Raw genomic sequence first — 19,679 nt, 5'->3', positions numbered from 1 at the left:
TCGGTCCTGCCCGCCGCCCCGCAAGGTCGGCCGGTGCCAGGCCGGGAGGGCCGCTGTCCGCGGACCGCTCCCGCGTCCGACGACGCCCAAGGCGCTCTCCGCTACCGAGGACGTAGCTCTCTCCCATCCCAGTCCCCCACCGGTGCCGAACACACCGCCGGGGAGCCGGAGATGTACGTCCTAGAAGGAGGACTCGCATGTCCCAGGCCTATGGCAAGACCCGCTGGAAGCGCTTCGCCCTGGTGATGGTGCCGAGCGTCGCGGCCACCGCGATGGTCGGCGTCTCGATCGCCAACAGCGCGCTCGCCGCCTCGTTCAGCATCTCCGGCCAGCCGTTCAAGGTGAAGGCCTCCCACATCGAGGGCAAGAACTTCGCCCAGTTCGGCACCGTCGACGTCGAAGCCGGCGGCACGCTGCACCCGGTCGCCGTCTCGGCGTTCGACTCGGCCGACATCACCAACATGTGCCAGTCCGTGGTGACCGACCTGACCAAGTTCGGCCTGGGCAAGATCACCCTCCAGCTGAAGGCCGGCGGCAACGGCACCCCCGTGCACGCCGACAACCTGCTGATCGACATGGAGTCGCTGAAGGCCGACGCGACCTTCGAGCAGATCGACATCGGCAGGGACGCCTCCACCCTCAACGGCACGGCGACCCAGGGCTGGACCCCCCACCCGGGTGTCTCGGCCGCCGGCGGTGGCAAGGGTCTGCCGACCGGTGCCACGGGCTTCTCCCAGGCCGCCAAGACGGCCACGCTGGAGAACGTCGAGCAGTCCGCCCGCGCCACCTCGGCCGGGAAGTTCGTGCTCAACGGCCTGAGCCTGTCGCTCAAGAACGGCGACGGTCCGGACAACGAGTGCTACTGACCCCTGCCTGACGGCGTGCCGACGGGCACGCCGGACGGACGGGTCCCTCGTGGGCCGGGGGCGGCGGGTTCCGCCGCTCCCGGCTCGACGCCAGTCGATTCCCCCTCGTAGCGATGCCGAGGAGCTGCACCATGTCCAGCGCAACGGTCGAAACCCGGACCGGCCGTCAGAATCCGCTCGGGGCGGTCTGGCGGGGCTTCCGCACGTTCCGTCGCACCAGGCCTTTCTGGGGCGGCCTGCTGGCCATGACCGCCGGCGTCCCGATCCTCTACTTCCCCTACGCGCACCTCGAACTCGGCAGCCTGACCATCGCGATGTCGACCACCGCGGGTGCCGGTTCGCTGCTCATCGGCGTGCTGATGATCGCCCTCGGCCTCGCCGGGTGGTTCCAGCAGGCCGTCCGGGTCTTCGCGGGCATCGCGACCATCCTGCTGACGCTGGTCTCGCTGCCGATGTCCAACCTGGCCGGCTTCGGCCTGGCCCTGCTGCCCGGCCTGATCGGCGGCGGGCTGCTGGTCTCCTGGGCACCGATCCCGGAGCCGGCGGACGGGCCGACGGCCGAGTCGGCGACCGCCGGACCCGCCGCCACCGCCCCGCAGCCGGTCGGCACCGGTCACCAGGAGGAGGCGCGGTGACCGGGCCGGCCGAGCAAGCCGACGGTACGGCCGGTCCCGCGCAGCGCTCCGGCCGGCACGCGGCCCCGCGCACGCCCGTACGGGCCCGGCTGAGGGGCCGGGCCCTGGCGATGGCGGCGGTGCCGACCGCGCTGCTGATGGCCGCGGCCTACACGCCCCACCCGGCGGTCGCCGAGTCGGTGGCGGGCAAGCCCTGCGGCACCGCGCCGGCCACCGTGCCGGACGTGGCGCCGCTGGAGACGCCGGTGCCCAGGAGCGAGCTGCCCGAGCCCCCGCCGGGACCGGCCGGTACGTCGGGCCCGGCCTCGACCACTCCGGCCCCGACCACCCCGGCCCCGACCGGTCCCTCGACCGACCCGGGCTCGGTGCCGACCCGGGTGCCCGCCACCGCGCCCGCCCAGCGGCCCACCGTGCCGGTCGAGCCCTCGGCCGCCGGCACGCCCGTCGCCGTGGCGACGGCCCAGGCCAGGCCGGTCGACGACCTCCTCGGCGGTCCGGGCAAGCTGTTCGACCCGAAGAGCCCGTCGAGCCAGAGCCAGAGCCCGGGCCAGAGCCCGAGCCCGACCGGTGTGCCGGCGACCGAGCCGACCACCGGGCCCGCCACCGCGCCCACCACCCCCGCGGCACCCGGCACCCCGGCGCAGCCCGCCCCGCAGGCCGCGCCGACCGCCGGAACGACGCCGTCCGCCGACGAGCCGTCGCCCACCGCCGCCCCGAGCGGCCGGCCGAGCACCGCGCCCACGCCGTCCACCGGGGCGTCGCCCTCCGCCGACGCCTCGCCGAGCGCCGACGCCTCCCCGACCGCCACGCCCACCGAGAACCCCGACTGCGACGTGGACGCCCGCGGCCTGACCGCCGGTGCGGCGGCCCCCGGGCACGTCGTCCCGGAGCAGAACTGGACGCTGAAGACCAGCCGTCTCGCCCTGCACGGCGCGGCCTTCCACGGCGTCTACGACGTGAAGACCCCGACCGGCAGCAAGCGCGTGCTGAAGTTCGTGGTCGACAGCGTGGACATCGACGACCTCGACATGTCGACCCTCCAGGGCAACGGCGTGACCTTTCACGTCCAGGGCCGCCCGGGCTCCACCTCGACGATGCGCGACGGCCAGGTCACCATGTACGTCGAGCGGCTGTCCGGCCACCTCTCGAAGGTGCTCGGCCTGCCGATCCCGATCGACCTGGGCGAGATCACCCTCACCCCGGACACCCTGCCGCGCTGGCTGTACGACCTGATCGGCTCCGTCCCGATCCCGCTGGACCTGGAGCTGACCGGCGTCACGGCCAAGCAGGCCGGTCAGTTCGGCGGCACCCTGCACATCCCGGGGATGCACCTGTTCAACGACGACGCCCCGTACAGCGACGAGTGACACGCGTGGGGCGGCCCTCCCGAGGGAGGACCGCCCCACGCGTTCAGGACTGGCGGAGGCTCACTCGCTCCGGGTGCCCAGGTGGTGCACCTGCACCATGTTGGTGGTGCCGGGGATGCCGACCGGGACACCGGCGGTGACGATGACGGTGTCGCCCTCGCCGAGCCGGCCCAGCCGCAGCAGCTCCCGGTCGACCTGCGCGACCATCGCGTCGGTGGTGGCCACCTGCTCGGTCACGTACGCCTCGACGCCCCAGCTCAGCGAGAGCTGGTTGCGGGTGGCGGCGTCCGGGGTGAAGGCGATCACCGGGATCGGCGAACGGTAGCGGGACAGCCGGCGGGCGGTGTCACCGGACTTGGTGAAGGCGACCAGTGCCTTGCCGTCCAGGAAGTCGCCCAGCTCGCACGCCGCACGGGCGACGGAGCCGCCCTGGGTGCGCGGCTTGCGGCCCGGGTTGAGCGGCTGGAGGCCCTGGGAGAGCAGCTCCTCCTCGGCCCGCTCGCAGATCCGGCTCATGGTGCGGACGGTCTCGACCGGGTACTTGCCGACGCTCGACTCGGCGGACAGCATGACCGCGTCGGTGCCGTCCAGGATGGCGTTGGCGACGTCGGAGACCTCGGCGCGGGTCGGGCGCGAGGCGTGGATCATCGACTCCATCATCTGGGTGGCGACGATGACCGGCTTGGCGTTGCGGCGGGCCAGGGTGACCAGCTGCTTCTGGACCAGCGGGACCCGCTCCAGCGGATACTCCACGGCCAGGTCGCCGCGGGCGACCATGATGGCGTCGAAGGCGAGGACGATCTCCTCCATGGCCTCGACGGCCTGCGGCTTCTCGATCTTGGCGATGACCGGCACCCGGATGCCGACCTCGTCCATGATCTCGTGGACGTCCTTGATGTCGTCCGCGTTGCGGACGAAGGACAGGGCGATCATGTCGACGCCCAGGCGCAGCGCGAAGCGCAGGTCGTCCTTGTCCTTCTCGGACAGGGCGGGCACGTTCACGGCCGCGCCGGGCAGGTTGATGCCCTTGTTGTTCGAGAGCACGCCGCCCTCGATGACCACGGTCTTCACCCGCGGGCCGTCGACGCTGACGACCTCCAGGGCGATGACGCCGTCGTTGATCAGGACCGGGTCGCCGGGCTTCACGTCGCCGGGCAGGCCCTTGTAGGTGGTGCCGCAGATGTGCTGGTCACCGGGGACGTCCTCGGTGGTGATGGTGAACTCGTCGCCGTTGTCGACGGTCACCGGGCCGTTGGCGAAGGTCGCCAGACGGATCTTCGGACCCTGGAGGTCGGCCAGGACGCCGATGGCCTTGCCGGTGTCCTCCGAGACCTGGCGGACCTTGCGGTACCGCTCCTCGTGGTCCGCGTGGTTGCCGTGGCTCATGTTCAGTCGGGCGACGTTCATGCCCGCCTCGACGATGGCCTTCAGCTGTTCGTAGGAGTCCGTCGCCGGACCCAGGGTGCAGACAATTTTCGCTCGGCGCATATGGATCAGTCTATCCGTTCGTGTTATAAGCGCATTCGGCATGTACCGGGAGGAATCGCCGACGAAATGTCCCGAGGGGTGGGACGGATCCGTATCAGTCCTCGGACTCGCGGCGTTCCCGGTGCACCAGCGCGAAGGCCTGTCGGGCGATCTCCAGCTCCTCGTCGGTGGGCACCACGGCGACCGCCACCCGGGCGTACCCGGGGGAGATGATCCGGGCCTCGCCGGATCGCACCGAGTTCAGCTCCGGGTCCACGGCGATGCCCAGTCCCTCCAGTCCCGCGGTGGCCGCCGCGCGCACCGGCGCGGCGTTCTCCCCGACGCCCGCGGTGAACGCGATCGCGTCCACCCGGCCGAGCACCGCGTAGTAGCCGCCGATGTACTTGCGCAGCCGGTGGACGTACGCGTCGAACGCCAGCTTCGCGTCCTGGTCCCCGTTGTCCGCCCGGTGCATGATCTCGCGCATGTCGTTCTCGCCGCACAGCCCGCGCAGGCCGCTGCGGCGGTTGAGCAGGTCGTCGATCTCGTCCACGGACAGCCCGCCGACCCGGTGCAGGTGGAACACCACGCCGGGGTCGATGTCACCCGACCGGGTGCCCATGACCAGGCCCTCCAGCGGGGTGAGGCCCATCGAGGTGTCGATGCAGCGGCCGCCGCTGACGGCCGAGGCGGAGGCGCCGTTGCCCAGGTGCAGCACGATCACGTTGAGCTCCGCCGGATCCCGGCCGAGCAGCCGGGCGGTGGCCCGCGAGACGTACTGGTGCGAGGTGCCGTGGAAGCCGTAGCGGCGCACCCGGTGCCGGTCGGCGACGTCCTTGTCGATCGCGTAGCGGGCCGCGTACTCGGGCATCGAGGCGTGGAAGGCGGTGTCGAAGACGGCCACCTGGGGCAGGTCGGGGCGCAGCGCGCGGGCCACCTCGATGCCGGTGATGTTGGCCGGGTTGTGCAGCGGGGCGACCGGGATCAGCCGGCGGATCTCCTGGACCACGTCGTCGGTGATCACGGTCGGCTCGGTGAACCGCAGGCCGCCGTGCACCACCCGGTGGCCGATCGCGGCCAGCTCGGGGGAGTCCAGCCCGAGGCCTTCGGCGGCCAGCTCGTCGGCGACGGCCTTGAGCGCGGCGGCGTGGTCCGGGAAGGGCTGGACGCTCTCGCGCGGCCCGCCGGCGCGCGGGGTGTGCACCAGCCGTCCGCCGGCCTCGCCGATCCGCTCGACCAGCCCGGAGGCCAGCCGGGCGCCGTCCAGCATGTCGATCAGCCGGTACTTCACCGACGAGGAGCCGGCGTTCAGCACCAGAACGCGGGTACCTTCACTCACTTTCGGCCCCCTTGTGGTCCTGCGACTGGATGGCGGTGATCGCGACGGTGTTGACGATGTCCTGCACCAGCGCCCCGCGCGAGAGGTCGTTGACGGGCTTGCGCAGCCCCTGGAGCACCGGGCCGACCGCGACCGCGCCGGCCGAGCGCTGGACCGCCTTGTAGGTGTTGTTGCCGGTGTTGAGGTCCGGGAAGATCAGCACGGTGGCCCGCCCGGCCACCGGGGAGCCCGGCAGCTTGGTGGCCGCGACGTGGGCGTCCACCGCCGCGTCGTACTGGATCGGGCCCTCGACCAGGATGTCCGGGCGCAGCTCCCGGACGATCTCGGTGGCCTTGCGGACCTTGTCGACGTCCGCTCCGGAGCCGGAGGTGCCGGTCGAGTAGGAGAGCATCGCGACCCGTGGCTCGACGCCGAACTGGGCGGCGGTGGCGGCCGACTGGATGGCGATGTCGGCCAGCTGCTGGGCGTCCGGGTCCGGGTTGACCGCGCAGTCGCCGTACACCAGCACCTTGTCGGCCAGGCACATGAAGAAGACCGAGGAGACGATCGAGGCGCCCGGGGAGGTCTTGATCACCTCGAAGGCGGGCCGGATGGTGGCGGCGGTGGAGTGCACGGCGCCGGAGACCATGCCGTCGGCGATGCCCTCCTGGACCATCAGGGTGCCGAAGTACGAGACGTCGGTGACCACGTCCAGGGCCAGTTCGACGGTCATCCCCTTGTGGGCGCGCAGCTTGGCGTAGAGCTCGGCGAACTGGCGGCGCAGCGGGCTGGTGGCCGGGTCGACGATCCGGACCTGGGCGCGGTCGGCGCCGGGCTCTTCCTGCGGCAGCTCGATGCCGTGGGCCGCGGCGGTGCGGCGCACCGCGTCCGGGTCGCCGAGCAGGGTGAGGTCGCAGATGTTGCGGCGCAGCAGGATCTCGGCCGCGCGCAGCACCCGCTCCTCGGTGCCCTCGGGGAGCACGACGTGCCGGCGGGCGCCCCGGGCGCGTTCCAGCAGCTCGTGCTCGAACATCATCGGGGTGACCCGCTCGGACCGGCCGACCTCGATCAGGTTGGTCAACTCGGCGGTGTCGACGTGCAGTTCGAACAGGCCGAGGGCGATCTCGGCCTTCCGGGGGCTGGCCGCGGTGAGCTTGCCCTCGATGTGGGTCAGGTGGGCGGCGGTCGGCCAGCTGCCCTCGGGGACGACCGCGACCGGGGTGCCGGGGGCGAGCCGGGAGGCCAGGGCCATCACGTTGGGGCCGGGGTGCAGGCCGAGCGTCAGCAGCACGCCGGCGATCGGCGGGGCGCCGGCGGCGTGCGCGGCCAGCGAGCCGATCACCAGGTCGGCGCGGTCCCCGGGGGCGACCACCAGGGCGCCCTCGGTCAGCGCGTCCAGGAAGGTGGGGAGCATGGCGCCGCCGAAGACGTAGCCGCGCACGTCCCGGGCGAGGCCGGCCGGGTCCCCGAGCAGCACCTCGGCGCCGGTCGCCTCGACCAGCTGCGCGACGGTGGGCGCGGCCAGCGCCGGCTCCTCCGGGATGACGTAGGCGGGGATCGGCAGCTTCTCGGTGAGGGTGCGCTGGACCGGCTGCTTGATCCCCGGGGCGACCCGGTTGGCGATCATCGCCAGGGTCTCGCAGCCGAGGTCGGTGTACGCCCGGTGGGCGTTGCGGACCTCGGCGACCACCGTCTCGGTGTCCTCGCCGTGCCCGCCGACCACCGGCAGGACGGCGGCGCCGAACTCGTTGGCGAGCCGGGCGTTGAAGGCCAGTTCGTCGGGGATGCCGGTGTCGGCGAAGTCGGTGCCGAGCACCAGGACGGCCTGGCAGCGTCGCTCCAGCGCGTGGAAGCGGTCGACCAGGGTGGAGACCAGCTCGTCCTGCCCCCGGGCGGCCTGGAGCGCGGCGGCGTCCTCGTAGGTGAGGCCGTACAGCTCGGTGCTCGGCAGGTCGATCCGGTAGCGGCCGCGCAGCAGCTCGACCACGTGGTCGGTGCCGGGCCGCCCGGGCGCGGCGGCGTGGACCAGCGGGCGGAACACGCCGACCCGGTCCACCTGGCGGGTGAGCAGTTCCATGACCCCGAGCTCGACCGCCTGACGGCCGTCCCCCCGCTCGATGCCGGTCACGTACACGCTGCGCGCCACGTGGGTGTCTCCGTCCCGTCGTCTCGGAAGGTGGTCATATCGACCATACCTTCGCACCCCGAACGACCGTCCGCGAGCAGAACGGCGGGCTCGCGGCAAGGGGCGGAGGTCCCGCCGGGGGGCCGCCCGGCGGGGCGGGCACCCGGGGCCTCAGCGGGCGGGGCGCAGCCAGACGGTGGCGAGCGGGGGGAGGACCAGCTCGGCGGAGCGGGGCTGGCCGTCCCGCTCCACCGGCTCGGCCTTGACCGGGTGGGAGTTGCCGACGCCGCTGCCCCCGTACTCCTCGGCGTCGGTGTTCAGCGCCTCCTCCCACAGCTGCTCGCGGCCCGCCAGCCGGGGCAGGCCGACCCGGTGGCTGTGCCGGACGACCGGCGAGAAGTTGCAGACCGCGACGAGCGGCGAGCCGTCGGCCGCGTACCGGACGAAGGAGAGCAGGTTGTCCTCGGCGGCGCCGCCGTCGAGCCAGCGGAAGCCCTCCGGGACGGTGTCCAGCTCCCACAGCGCGGGGGTGTCGAGGTAGCACCGGTTGAGGTCGCGGACCAGCCGGCGCACCCCGAGGTGGTCCCGGTGGGCCGGCCACCCCTCGTCGAGCACCCACCACTGGGGGCCCTGCTCGTGGTCCCACTCCGCGCCCTGGGCGAACTCCTGCCCCATGAACAGCAGCTGCTTGCCCGGGTGGGACCACATGAAGCCCAGGTAGGCGCGGTGGTTGGCGCGCTGCTGCCACCAGTCGCCGGGCATCTTGGAGACCAGGGCCCGCTTGCCGTGGACCACCTCGTCGTGGGAGATCGGCAGGACGTAGTTCTCCGAGTAGGCGTACACCATCGAGAAGGTGATCTCGTTGTGGTGGTACTTGCGGTGCACCGGCTCCTTGGAGACGTAGACCAGCGAGTCGTGCATCCAGCCCATGTTCCACTTCAGCCCGAAGCCGAGGCCGCCGGCGTCGGTGGGGCGGGTGACCCCGTCCCAGGCGGTGGACTCCTCGGCGACGGTCACCACGCCCGGGCAGCGCCGGTAGACGGTGGCGTTCATCTCCTGGAGGAAGGAGGCCGCGTCCAGGTTCTCCCGGCCGCCGAACCGGTTGGGCGTCCAGGCGCCGCCCTCGCGGGAGTAGTCGAGGTAGAGCATCGAGGCGACGGCGTCCACCCGCAGGCCGTCGACGTGGAACTCCTCGCACCAGTACACGGCGTTGGCGACCAGGAAGTTGCGCACCTCCTTGCGGCCGTAGTCGAACTCCAGGGTCCCCCAGTCGGGGTGCTCGGCGCGCAGCGGGTCGGCGGGTTCGTACAGCGGTTCGCCGTCGAAGCGGGCGAGCGCGAAGCCGTCCTTGGGAAAGTGCGCGGGCACCCAGTCGACGATCACGCCGATGCCGTGCCGGTGCAGGGTGTCCACCAGGTACCGGAAGTCGTCCGGGCCGCCGAGCCGGGCGGTGGGGGCGTAGTAGCCGGACACCTGGTAGCCCCAGGAGCCGCCGAAGGGGTGCTCCATCACCGGCATGAACTCCACGTGGGTGAAGTTCAACTCCTTGAGGTAGCGCGGCAGTTCCTCGGCGATGGCGCGGTAGGTGGTGAGCTCGGGGCGCCAGGACGGCAGGTGCAGCTCGTACACCGACATCGGCGCCCGGTGGTGGGCGGCGCGGGCCCGGTGGGCCATCCACTCGCCGTCCTGCCACACGTGGCCGGAGGAGGTGACGACCGAGGCGGTGCCGGGCGGGCACTGGGCGGCCCGGGCCAGCGGGTCGGCCTTGTCCAGCACCCAGCCCTGCCGGGTGTGCACCTCGTACTTGTAGGTGGCGCCCTCGGCCAGGCCCGGGACGAACAGCTCCCAGATCCCGGAGGAGCCGAGCGAGCGCATCGGGTGCCCGGTGCCGTCCCAGTGGTTGAAGTCGCCGATCAGCCGGACTCCGACGGCGTTCGGCGCCCAGACCGCGAAGGCGGTGCCGGCCACCCCGTCGACGGTGCGCACGTGCGAGCCGAGCGCCCGCCACAGCTGCTCGTGCCGGCCCTCGGAGATCAGGTGCAGGTCGAGTTCGCCGAGGGTGGGCGGGACGCGGTAGCCGTCGTACTGGCGCAGCGGCCGGCCGCCGGGGTACGTCACCAGCAGGGTGTAGTCCGGCGGATCGCCGCCGGCCACCAGGCCGGTGAACAACCCGCCCTGCTGGTGGGTGAGTTCGGCCGGCCCCTGGGAGGTCTCGACGACCACCCGCTCGGCGAACGGGCGCAGCACCCGGATCGCCGTGCCGCCGTGCACCGGGTGCGCCCCGAGCAGGGCGTGCGGGTCGTGGTGCTGTCCGCCGACCAGCCGGTCGACCTCGGCCGGCGGCAGCGGCGCCTCGGGCAGCCGCAGCGCTCCGGCGGGGGCCGGGCGCTCGGGGTCCAGGAGGTCCCCGGCCGCGGCCGGGCGGGCCGCCGGGGGGCGCGGGGCGGCGCCGGTGCTCCCCTCCTCCTCGGCCGCCCGGCGCGGCTCGGGCCGGTGGCCGGCGGGTCCTTCGGTTGTCCGTCCTCCGGTTGTCCGTCCTTCGGCTGTCCGTTCTCCGGCGGCCGGCCCTTCGACCGCGGGCCCTCCGGCGGGGAGCGGTGCGGCCAGGAAGGTGGCCGGTACGGGGCGGGTGGGGCGGCCGGTCGGGTCGATCGGCGTCACGGCGGGGTCCTCCTGCGGCGGGGGTGGGCGAACTCCTGCGGGCGGTGCGGCAAGCGGGTCAGACGGACAGGGCCAGCCGGTTGATCGCGGCCAGCGGGATCGGCAGCCAGCTCGGCCGGTGCCGGGCCTCGTACACCACCTCGTACACCGCCTTGTCGATCTCCAGGGCCCGCATCAGCTCCGGCGAGGCGGCCGGGTCGGCGCCGCCGCCCGCGGTGTAGCCGGCGCAGAAGGCGGTGCGGTTGCGCTGGGCCCAGGCGGCGGCCAGGTGGGCGAGCTCGGGGTCGGCCGGGCCGCCGGCCAGCAGGTGGGCGGCCGCGTAGTCGAAGGAGCGCAGCATCGCGGCGACGTCGCGCAGGGCCGGCTGGGGCTCGCGGCGCTCGTTGACCGACTTGGCGGGCTCGCCCTCGAAGTCCAGCAGCACCCAGCCGTGCGGGGTCCGCATGGCCTGCCCGAGGTGCAGGTCCCCGTGGATGCGCTGGACCGGCAGGCCGTCCGGGTGGGCGTCGGCGAGCTGCTGGAAGGCGGAGCGCAGCGCGGCCCGGAAGCGCAGCAGCCCGGGGACGGCTGCGACGGCGCTGTCCAGCCGGTCGGCCATCGCGCCGGCCAGCCGGCCGGTCTGGGCGCGGTCGAGCCGGGCGACCGGCATCGAGCGGGACAGCACCCGGTGCACCTCGGCGGTGGCCCGGCCGAGCCGGTGCGCCTCGATGGCGAAGTTGCCGGGGGAGCGGTCGCACTTGAGCCGCCCGACCTGGTCGAGGGCCAGCTCCCAGCCGTCCTCGGCGTCCGGCAGGTAGCGCTGGAGCAGTCCGAGGGTGGCGGGCTCGGAGCGTTCCATCCGGCTCTCGAACCAGGCGGCGACCCGGGGGATGCGGGTGGAGCCGGCCCGGGAGAGCGCGAGCGAGAGTTCCAGGTCGGGGTTGGTGCCGGGGTGGATGCGGCGGAACAGCTTGAGGATGTACGAGGTGCCGTAGATGACCGAGCTGTTGGACTGTTCGGCGGTGGAGGCGCGGCCGGGGAGGTTGGTGGGCAGTCCGGAGCCGGGGGTGCGGCGGAAGGACAGCGCGCCGAAGCGGTCGCCGGTGGCCAGGTGCTCCAGCAGTCGGCCGGTGAGTTCCGGGTCGTGCACCGCGTCGTAGAGGGTCGCGCCGTCGTACGGGCCCTGGCTGAGTCGGCCGAGCAGGGCGCCGGGCTCGATGTCCCCGAGTCCGGTGGAGCGGATGCCGAGCAGCAGCTGGTAGGTGTCGCCGTGCGGGGCCCCGGCCGTGGTGGCGTGCTCGACCCGCAGCAGCAGGTGCAGCAGGGCGGGGTCGCCGACCTGGAGCGGGGTGCCGACCACCGGGGTGAGACCGGTGATGGGCCGGCCCTTGCCGGCGTACCAGCGCTGGGTGGGCAGCCAGGAGGCGATCAGCGGCAGGGCCGCCTGGACGAGTTCGCTGACCCCCAGGGCGGTTCTCCGGACCGCGGCGCCCCGGGTGCCCGCCGGCGTGGCAGGGCCGGCGGGGGCGGTGGCGCTCAGGTGGGCTTGAGAACGGGAGGTTTCGGACATGGCTCCCTTTCCCCGGAAGCACGCGGACTGCCCGACGGGTCGTGGCCGGGTCCGTCAGTCTTCCGGATTGCGGCGGCGCGGCGGTCGCGGCACGCGAGCACGGCTCGGGTGTCACGCCTTCGTGTGGGTGGCCGTTGGGCTGTTCTCCGTACGCGGTGGGGCGGAGAACAGCGGGGGCGCGGGGTTCAACTCGCGCCCCCGGAGGGTCTGGTGGTGCCGTTGGCGCTGGTGCGCGGCGCGCGGCGGATCGTTACTTCGACCGCCTCGTCCCGCTCAGGCGCGGGGGCTGCCGGAGCTGGAACCAGTAGAAGCCGTGCCCGGCCAGGGTGAGCAGGTAGGGCCACTCGCCGATCGACGGGAAGCGCACCCCGCCGATCAGCTCGACCGGGTACCGCCCGCCGTACCGCCGCAGGTCCAGCTCGGTCGGCTGCGCGAACCGCGAGAAGTTGTTCACGCACATGACCAGGTCCCCCTCGTACTCGCGCACGAAGGCCAGCACGGCGGGGTTGCTGGACGGCAGTTCGGCGTAGCTGCCGAGGCCGAACGCGGGATTGAGCTTACGGATCTCGATCATGCGACGCGTCCAGTGCAGCAGCGAACTCGAACTGCTCTGCTGCGCCTCGACGTTGGTCACCTGGTAGCCGTACACCGGGTCCATGATGGGCGGCAGACTGAGCCTGCCCGGGTCGGCGGAGGAGAAACCCGCGTTGCGGTCCGGGGTCCACTGCATGGGGGTGCGCACGCCGTCCCGGTCGCCGAGCCAGATGTTGTCGCCCATGCCGATCTCGTCCCCGTAGTACAGCACCGGCGAGCCGGGCAGGGAGAGGAGCAGGGCGGTGAACAGCTCGATCTGGTTGCGGTCGTTCTCCAGCAGCGGGGCGAGCCGGCGGCGGATGCCCACGTTGGCGCGCATCCGGGGGTCCTTGGCGTACTCCGCGTACATGTAGTCGCGCTCCTCGTCGGTGACCATCTCCAGGGTCAGCTCGTCGTGGTTGCGCAGGAAGATGCCCCACTGGCAGCCGCCGGGGATCCGCGGGGTCTTGGCGAGGATCTCCGAGACCGGGTAGCGGGACTCCCGGCGCACCGCCATGAAGATCCGGGGCATCACCGGGAAGTGGAACGCCATGTGGCACTCGTCGCCGCCCGAGGAGAAGTCGCCGAAGTAGTCGACGACGTCCTCCGGCCACTGGTTGGCCTCGGCGAGCAGCACGGTGTCCGGGTAGTCGGCGTCGATCTCCTTGCGGACCCGTTTGAGGAACTCGTGGGTCTCCGGCAGGTTCTCGCAGTTGGTGCCCTCGCGGGCGAACAGGTACGGCACCGCGTCCAGCCGGAAGCCGTCGATGCCGAGGTCGAGCCAGAACCGCAGCCCGGCGATCATCTCGTCCTGGACCCGCGGGTTGTCGTAGTTGAGGTCCGGCTGGTGGGAGAAGAAGCGGTGCCAGTAGTACTGCTTGCGGACCGGGTCGTAGGTCCAGTTGGAGGTCTCGGTGTCGACGAAGATGATCCGGGCGTCCGGGTACTGCTTGTCGTCGTCGGCCCACATGTAGAAGTCGCCGTACGGCCCGTCCGGGTCGGTCCGGGAGGCCTGGAACCACGGGTGCTGGTCGCTGGTGTGGTTCATGACGAAGTCGATGATGATGCGCATGCCGCGGGCGTGGGCGGCGTCGACGAACTCCATGAAGTCGGCGAGGTCGCCGAACTCCGGCAGCACCGAGGTGTAGTCGGACACGTCGTACCCGCCGTCGCGCAGCGGCGAGGCGAAGAACGGCGGGAGCCAGAGGCAGTCGATCCCGAGCCACTGGAGGTAGTCGAGCTTGGCCGTGAGCCCCTTGAGGTCCCCGACCCCGTCGCCGTTGCTGTCCTGGAAGGACCGCACCAGCACCTCGTAGAAGACCGCACGCCTGAACCACTGGGGGTCGAGCTTCTTCTTCGAGGTCTCGGGGAAGGTGTCGGGGACCGGCTCGTTCACTGTCACGCTGGGTTCCTCCGAACCGTGAGGAGGTGAGCCGGCTCGGCTGAGGGATCGAGCCGGACGTAGTTGTGCCGGCCCCAGGTGTAGACGGCGCCGGTGAGCTCGTCGTGCACCGCGTACGGGCCGTCGCCGTCCAGCGTGACGGTGGCCTCCTGGACGTGGTGCGGGTCGAGGTTCACCACGGTGATGACCTGGTCGGTGAGGCCCTCGGGGGTGGTCGCGGTCTTGGAGTAGGCGAGCACCTGGTCGTTGTCGGTGGGGTGGAAGCGCAGGTCGCGCAGCTGCTGGAGGGCGGGGTGGCGGCGGCGCAGCCGGTTGAGCACGGTCAGCAGCGGGGCCAGGGTGTCGGTGCGGCTCCAGTCGCGCGGGCGCAGTTCGTACTTCTCCGAGTGCAGGTACTCCTCGGAGCCCGGGTGGGTCGGCTCGTTCTCGTACAGCTCGAAGCCGGCGTAGACGCCGTAGCTGGGGGAGAGGGTGGCGGCGAGCACCGCGCGGACCGCGAAGGCGGCGCGGCCGCCGTGCTGGAGGTACCCGTGCAGGATGTCCGGGGTGTTGGCGAAGAAGTTGGGCCGCATGTAGGCGGCGGCGTCACCGGTGAGTTCGGTGAGGTACTCGGTGAGTTCCGGCTTGCTGGTGCGCCAGGTGAAGTACGTGTACGACTGGTGGAAGCCGATCTTCGCCAGGGTGTGCATCATCGCCGGGCGGGTGAAGGCCTCGGCCAGGAACACCACGTCGGGGTCGGTGCGGGCGATGTCGGAGAGCACCTTCTCCCAGAAGACCACCGGCTTGGTGTGGGGGTTGTCGACCCGGAAGATCCGGACGCCGTGCGACATCCAGAAGCGGAGGATCCGGATTGTTTCCTTGACGATTCCATCCATGTCCTGGTCGAAGTTGACCGGATAGATGTCCTGGTACTTCTTCGGCGGATTCTCGGCGTACGCGATGGTGCCGTCGGCGCGGTGTCCGAACCATTCCGGATGCTTGTTCACCCAGGGGTGGTCCGGGGAGCACTGGAGGGCGAAGTCCAGCGCCACTTCCAGGTGCAGCGCCTGCGCCTCGGCGACGAAGTGGTCGAAGTCCTCGACGGTGCCGAGGTCCGGGTGGACCGCGTCGTGGCCGCCCTCCGGGGAGCCGATCGCCCAGGGCGAGCCGACGTCGTGCGGACCGGCCGTCAGGCTGTTGTCCGGGCCCTTGCGGAAGGCTCGCCCGATCGGGTGGACCGGCGGCAGGTAGACCACGTCGAAACCCATCGCGGCGACGGCCGGCAGCCGCTCGGCGGCCGTGCGCAGGGTGCCCGGGCGCGGCGGCTCGACGCCGTTCGGGTCCACCACGGCGCCCTCCGAGCGCGGGAAGAACTCGTACCAGGAGCCGAACAGCGCGCGCTCGCGGTCCACCTGGAGCGGCAGCGGGCGGGAGGCGCTGACCAGCTCGCGCAGCGGGTGGCGGGTCAGCACGTCGAGCACCTCGGGGGCGAGGGCGGCGGCCAGCCGGGAGAGCGGCGGCAGGGTCTGGTCGCGCAGCGCGTCGGCGGCGGCCAGCACGTCGGCCCGGCCCTCCTTCTTGGGTACCCCGGCGGCGGCCCGCTCCAGCAGCCGGGCGCCCTCCTCCAGCACCAGCGCGGTGTCGATCCCGGCCGGCAGCTTGACCGAGGCGGCCTTGCGCCAGGTGGCGACCGGGTCGCTCCACGCCTCCACCAGGTACGACCAGCGGCCGGGCGCGGTCGGGGTGACGTACGCGCCCCAGCGGTCGCTGCCCTCGGCCAGTTCGCGCATCGGCGTCCACGGGCCGCTGCGGCCGCGCGGGTCGCGCAGCACCACGTTGGCGTTGACGGCGTCGTGGCCCTCGCGGAAGACGGTCGCGGTGACCAGGAAGGTCTCGCCGGTGACGGCCTTGGCCGGGCGGCGGCCGGTGTCGACGAAGGGACTGACGTCCAGGACGGGGATGCGGCCGATCACGGTGTCGCTCTCTGTCGTCTTGCGGGCGGAGGGCTTGCGAGCGGGGGACTTCCGGGCGGGCGCACCGGTGGCCGGGGCCGATGCGGCGGCGCTCCCGGCGGCGGCCTTCGGAGCGGTGGCCTTCGGACTGGGGGCCTTCGCGGTGCCGGCCTTCGGGCTGGTGGTGCGGCGCGTGGTGGTGGTGCGCCCGCGGGGGGTCGTCGCGGTCCGGTCCTCCTCGGCCCCGGGGTGGGGGGCCGCCGTGGAGGGCCGCGATTCGGAGGATCCGGTACGGGTCGCCCCGGAGGCCCTCGGCGCCGGCATCGCCGGATCTGTCCGAGTGTCAGAATCCATCCGTCCGGCGGATTCCGCGACCGCTGCGTCGAGGCCTTCGGCCACCGGTGTGGACTGGTCCCGCGTGTCGCCGTGCATGCCAAGCTCCTGCCCGAGATCGGCGGCAGCTCCCCGCGGGCCTCGGTCGGGCCGGGGGAGTGCCGGAGGACTGCTGGGTGGGGAGGACGTGCGACCGGAAGCCTGCCCGCGCCGCTGTTCCCGGCAACCTGCCCGGCGCCCGCCGACCCGGTGGCGGGGAGCCCCGGAGCCCTCGTGCGTCCCGGCGCACGCCCTCCGCGGGGCATGCTCCCGGGTGACCCGGCCCACCCGTGAACGAGCGGGCCGGGCGCCAGGACACGCGTCCGTGCGCGGCGGGCGCCGAATGGGCTAAGAAGGACGGGAACGGTCAACGCGAAAAGGATTCGGACGTGCTGCTTCGAGGGGGACGCCACCCTCCGTCGCACTCCCCACAGCATCAACGACCTTCGGTCATCCTCGCACCGGCGACAAGGTTTTTGCAGCGGTACGACAGTAGTTTCGAACCTTCCCCCGGGTGGATGAGCCATCGGAAATGGACCCGTACCGAAGAGTTCACACATTGGTAGCGCGGGCCCCCGAAATGTGCGCCTCGCGCGCCCCCCGTGCAGACCAATGCGCCGAATGCGATCTCATCAATAGCCCGAACGGATGCCCAATAGCCCACTTGACGCACTGCCGGACCGATCGCCACGGCTACGCTTCACGCCGTGAAGGCAATCCGCAGATTCACCGTCCGCACCGTCCTGCCCGAACAACTCCAGCCGTTGCACGAGCTGGCCCTCAACCTGCGCTGGTCCTGGCACCCCGAGACCAGGGACCTGTTCCGGTCCGTGGACCCGGAGGTCTGGGCCGCGACCGGCGAGGACCCGGTGCGGCTGCTCGGGGAGGTCCCGGCCGCCCGGCTCGCCGCACTCGCCACCGACCGGCGCTTCCTGCGCAGACTCGGCGACCTCGCCGACGACCTGCGCGAGTACCTGACCGGCCCGCGCTGGTACCAGACCCGGCACGAGGCCGACCGGGCCCCGCTGCCCGCCGCGATCGCCTACTTCTCGCCCGAGTACGGCATCGCCGCCGCGCTGCCGCAGTACTCCGGCGGGCTCGGCATCCTGGCCGGCGACCACCTCAAGGCCGCCAGCGACCTCGGCGTGCCGGTCGTCGGCGTCGGCCTGTTCTACCGGCACGGCTACTTCCGCCAGTCCCTCAGCCGGGACGGCTGGCAACAGGAGCGCTATCCGCTGCTCGATCCGGACGAACTGGCGGTCAGCCTGCTCCGGGAGGCCGACGGCACCCCCTGCCGGGTCGACCTCGCCCTGCCCGGCGGCCGCACCCTGGCCGCCCACATCTGGAAGGCCCAGGTCGGGCGGGTCCCGCTGCTGCTGCTCGACTCCGACATCGAGGCCAACTCGCCGGCCGAGCGGGACGTCACCGACCGGCTGTACGGCGGCGGCAGCGAGCACCGGCTGCTCCAGGAGATGCTGCTGGGCATCGGCGGCGTCCGGGCCGTGCGCGCCTACTGCCGGCTCACCGGGCACCCCGCCCCCGACGTCTTCCACACCAACGAGGGCCACGCCGGCTTCCTCGGCGTGGAGCGCATCCGCGAACTGGTCGCCGAGGACCCGGCCGGCCTCGACTTCGCCGCCGCCCTGGAGGCCGTCCGGGCGGGCACCCTCTTCACCACCCACACGCCCGTCCCGGCCGGCATCGACCGCTTCGACCGGGAGCTGGTCGCCCGCCACTTCGGCGGCGACGCCGCGCTGCCGGGCGTCCCGGTCGAGCAGGTGCTCGCGCTCGGCGCCGAGAGCTGGTGCGACGGGGACCCGAAGCTGTTCAACATGGCCGCCATGGGCCTGCGGCTGGCCCAGCGCGCCAACGGGGTCTCCACCCTGCACGGCGAGGTCAGCCGGTCGATGTTCCACGGCCTGTGGCCGGGCTTCGACCCCGCCGAGGTGCCGATCACCTCGGTCACCAACGGCGTGCACGCCGCCACCTGGATCGACCCGGCGGTGGTCCGGCTGGGCGCCGCCGAGATCGGCGCCGAGCGCGCCGAGGAGGCGATGACCACCGGCGACACCCGGCGCTGGACGGGGCTGGAGCGGATCGGCAACACCGAGGTCTGGGAGCTGCGGCGCGCCCTGCGGGCCCAGCTGGTGGAGGAGGCCCGCCGCCGGCTGCACGCCTCCTGGCGCGGGCGCGGGGCCGGGGAGGCCGAGCTCGGCTGGGTCTCCTCGGTGCTCGACCCCGACGTGCTCACCATCGGCTTCGCCCGCCGGGTGCCCTCGTACAAGCGGCTCACCCTGATGCTGCGCGACCCGGAGCGGCTGCGCGCCCTGCTGCTGCACCCCACCCGGCCGGTGCAGATCGTGGTGGCCGGCAAGGCCCACCCGGCCGACGACGGCGGCAAGCGGCTGATCCAGCAGATGGTCGCCTTCGCCGACGACCCGGCGGTGCGGCACCGGATCGTCTTCCTGCCGGACTACGACATGGCGATGGCCCAGCGCCTCTACCCGGGCTGCGACGTCTGGCTGAACAACCCGCTGCGCCCGCTGGAGGCCTGCGGCACCTCCGGGATGAAGGCCGCGCTCAACGGCTGCCTCAACCTGTCCGTTCTGGACGGCTGGTGGGACGAGTGGTACGACGGCCGCAACGGCTGGGCGATCCCCACCGCCGACGAGAGCGGCGGGGTGCTCGACCCGGACAGCGGCGAGGCCGAGCGGCGCGACGACATCGAGGCCGCCGCGCTCTACGACCTGATCGAGCACCAGGTCGCCGCCCGGTTCTACGACCGGGACGCGGACGGGCTGCCGCAGCAGTGGATCGCCATGGTCCGGCACACCCTGGTCACCCTCGGGCCCAAGGTGCTGGCCGGGCGGATGGTCCGGGAGTACGTCGAACGGCTGTACGCCCCGGCGGCGCAGGCCCAGCGGGAGCTGGCGGCCGACCGCAACCGCGGCTCTCGGGAGCTGGCGCGGTGGAAGGCGAAGGTCCGCGAGGCGTGGCCGGCCGTCCGGGTCGAGCACGTCGAGGCGGACTGCCCGGCCGAGGCGCAGGAGCTGGGCAGCTCGCTGGCGCTGCGGGTGCAGGTCGCGCTCGGGACGCTGGCACCGGGCGACGTCGAGGTGCAGGCGGTCTCCGGCCGGGTGGACGAGCGGGACCGGATCTCGGACGCCTGCCTGCTCGCCCTCAAGCCGGTCGGCGGGCCCGACCTGGACGGCCGCACCCGCTACGAGGGCGCGCTGGAGCTGTGCCGGACCGGCCCGTTCGGCTACACCGTCCGGGTGCTGCCCGCGCACCCCCGGCTGGCCTCGCCGACCGAACTGGGGCTGGTGGCCCTGCCGGCCGAGTCCGCCGGGATGGACGCCGGGCTGCTGCGCTGACCCGGCGAGCACGTCCGGGGCGGCCGCGCGTCCGTGAAC

General features: G+C 72.9%; 11 protein-coding genes. 4 read left to right on the top strand and 7 right to left on the bottom strand.

The genetic code is table 11. The features are described 5' to 3' along the window. The first annotated feature begins 197 nt into the window (after window positions 1-197). The 3 genes from ACFRAR_RS29375 to ACFRAR_RS29365 all read left to right on the top strand — a co-directional run bounded on the left by ACFRAR_RS29375 (window position 198) and on the right by ACFRAR_RS29365 (window position 2,868). Window positions 198-866 (top strand): DUF6230 family protein, encoded by a 669-nt coding sequence (locus ACFRAR_RS29375; RefSeq protein ID WP_380701594.1) that lies wholly within the window; start codon window positions 198-200, stop codon window positions 864-866. Between the two features lie 131 nt (window positions 867-997). Next, window positions 998-1,501, top strand: coding sequence for a DUF6114 domain-containing protein (locus ACFRAR_RS29370; protein ID WP_380701592.1), 504 nt, complete (start codon window positions 998-1,000; stop codon window positions 1,499-1,501). Then, the gene (locus tag ACFRAR_RS29365) at window positions 1,498-2,868 is read left to right on the top strand and encodes a hypothetical protein (RefSeq protein ID WP_380701590.1); all 1,371 of its coding nucleotides are present in this window, start codon (window positions 1,498-1,500) and stop codon (window positions 2,866-2,868) included. The genes ACFRAR_RS29370 and ACFRAR_RS29365 overlap by 4 nt, the downstream gene beginning before the upstream one ends. A gap of 60 nt (window positions 2,869-2,928) precedes the next feature. Here the strand turns inward: ACFRAR_RS29365 and pyk are convergent, their stop codons facing one another. The 7 genes from pyk to ACFRAR_RS29330 form a co-directional block, all read right to left on the bottom strand. Next, a complete protein-coding gene (pyk, locus tag ACFRAR_RS29360) occupies window positions 2,929-4,356 on the bottom strand; it encodes a pyruvate kinase (RefSeq protein ID WP_380701588.1) in 1,428 nt (475 codons plus the stop codon). Between the two features lie 94 nt (window positions 4,357-4,450). Then, a complete protein-coding gene (locus ACFRAR_RS29355; protein WP_380701586.1) occupies window positions 4,451-5,674 on the bottom strand; it encodes an acetate kinase in 1,224 nt (407 codons plus the stop codon). Then, a complete protein-coding gene (pta, locus tag ACFRAR_RS29350) occupies window positions 5,667-7,799 on the bottom strand; it encodes a phosphate acetyltransferase (protein WP_380701584.1) in 2,133 nt (710 codons plus the stop codon). The genes ACFRAR_RS29355 and pta overlap by 8 nt, the downstream gene beginning before the upstream one ends. Window positions 7,800-7,949: 150 nt before the next feature. Then, window positions 7,950-10,439, bottom strand: coding sequence for a 1,4-alpha-glucan branching enzyme (glgB, locus tag ACFRAR_RS29345; protein ID WP_380701582.1), 2,490 nt, complete (start codon window positions 10,437-10,439; stop codon window positions 7,950-7,952). Window positions 10,440-10,497: 58 nt separating this feature from the next. Beyond that, window positions 10,498-11,988 carry a maltokinase gene (locus ACFRAR_RS29340; RefSeq protein ID WP_380701580.1) on the bottom strand — a complete coding sequence of 497 codons (1,491 nt, stop codon included), beginning with the start codon at window positions 11,986-11,988 and terminating at the stop codon, window positions 10,498-10,500. Between the two features lie 250 nt (window positions 11,989-12,238). Continuing rightward, the gene (treS, locus tag ACFRAR_RS29335) at window positions 12,239-13,963 is read right to left on the bottom strand and encodes a maltose alpha-D-glucosyltransferase (RefSeq protein ID WP_380701578.1); all 1,725 of its coding nucleotides are present in this window, start codon (window positions 13,961-13,963) and stop codon (window positions 12,239-12,241) included. Further along, window positions 13,960-15,915, bottom strand: a complete 1,956-nt coding sequence (locus ACFRAR_RS29330; RefSeq protein WP_380701620.1) for an alpha-1,4-glucan--maltose-1-phosphate maltosyltransferase — start codon at window positions 15,913-15,915, stop codon at window positions 13,960-13,962. The genes treS and ACFRAR_RS29330 overlap by 4 nt, the downstream gene beginning before the upstream one ends. Window positions 15,916-16,973: 1,058 nt before the next feature. Between ACFRAR_RS29330 and glgP the strand changes: the two genes are divergently transcribed. Further along, complete coding sequence (gene glgP, locus ACFRAR_RS29325; protein WP_380701576.1) at window positions 16,974-19,640, top strand: alpha-glucan family phosphorylase; 2,667 nt, start codon at window positions 16,974-16,976, stop codon at window positions 19,638-19,640. Window positions 19,641-19,679: the final 39 nt, after the last annotated feature.

Origin of the sequence: Kitasatospora sp. NPDC056651 (assembly GCF_042792155.1) — a bacterium.
Classification (GTDB): Bacteria; Actinomycetota; Actinomycetes; order Streptomycetales; family Streptomycetaceae; genus Kitasatospora.
The sequence above is the reverse complement of the archived record's forward strand: the minus strand, read 5'-3'. Positions and strand labels throughout refer to the sequence as shown.

Excerpts from the sequence above, each read along its gene's own strand:
- ACFRAR_RS29375 (WP_380701594.1), top strand. The coding sequence starts at position 198 with ATGTCCCAGGCCTATGGCAAGACCCGCTGGAAGCGCTTCGCCCTGGTG.
- ACFRAR_RS29370 (WP_380701592.1), top strand. The coding sequence starts at position 998 with ATGTCCAGCGCAACGGTCGAAACCCGGACCGGCCGTCAGAATCCGCTC.
- pyk (WP_380701588.1), bottom strand. The coding sequence starts at position 4,356 with ATGCGCCGAGCGAAAATTGTCTGCACCCTGGGTCCGGCGACGGACTCC.
- ACFRAR_RS29340 (WP_380701580.1), bottom strand. The coding sequence starts at position 11,988 with ATGTCCGAAACCTCCCGTTCTCAAGCCCACCTGAGCGCCACCGCCCCC.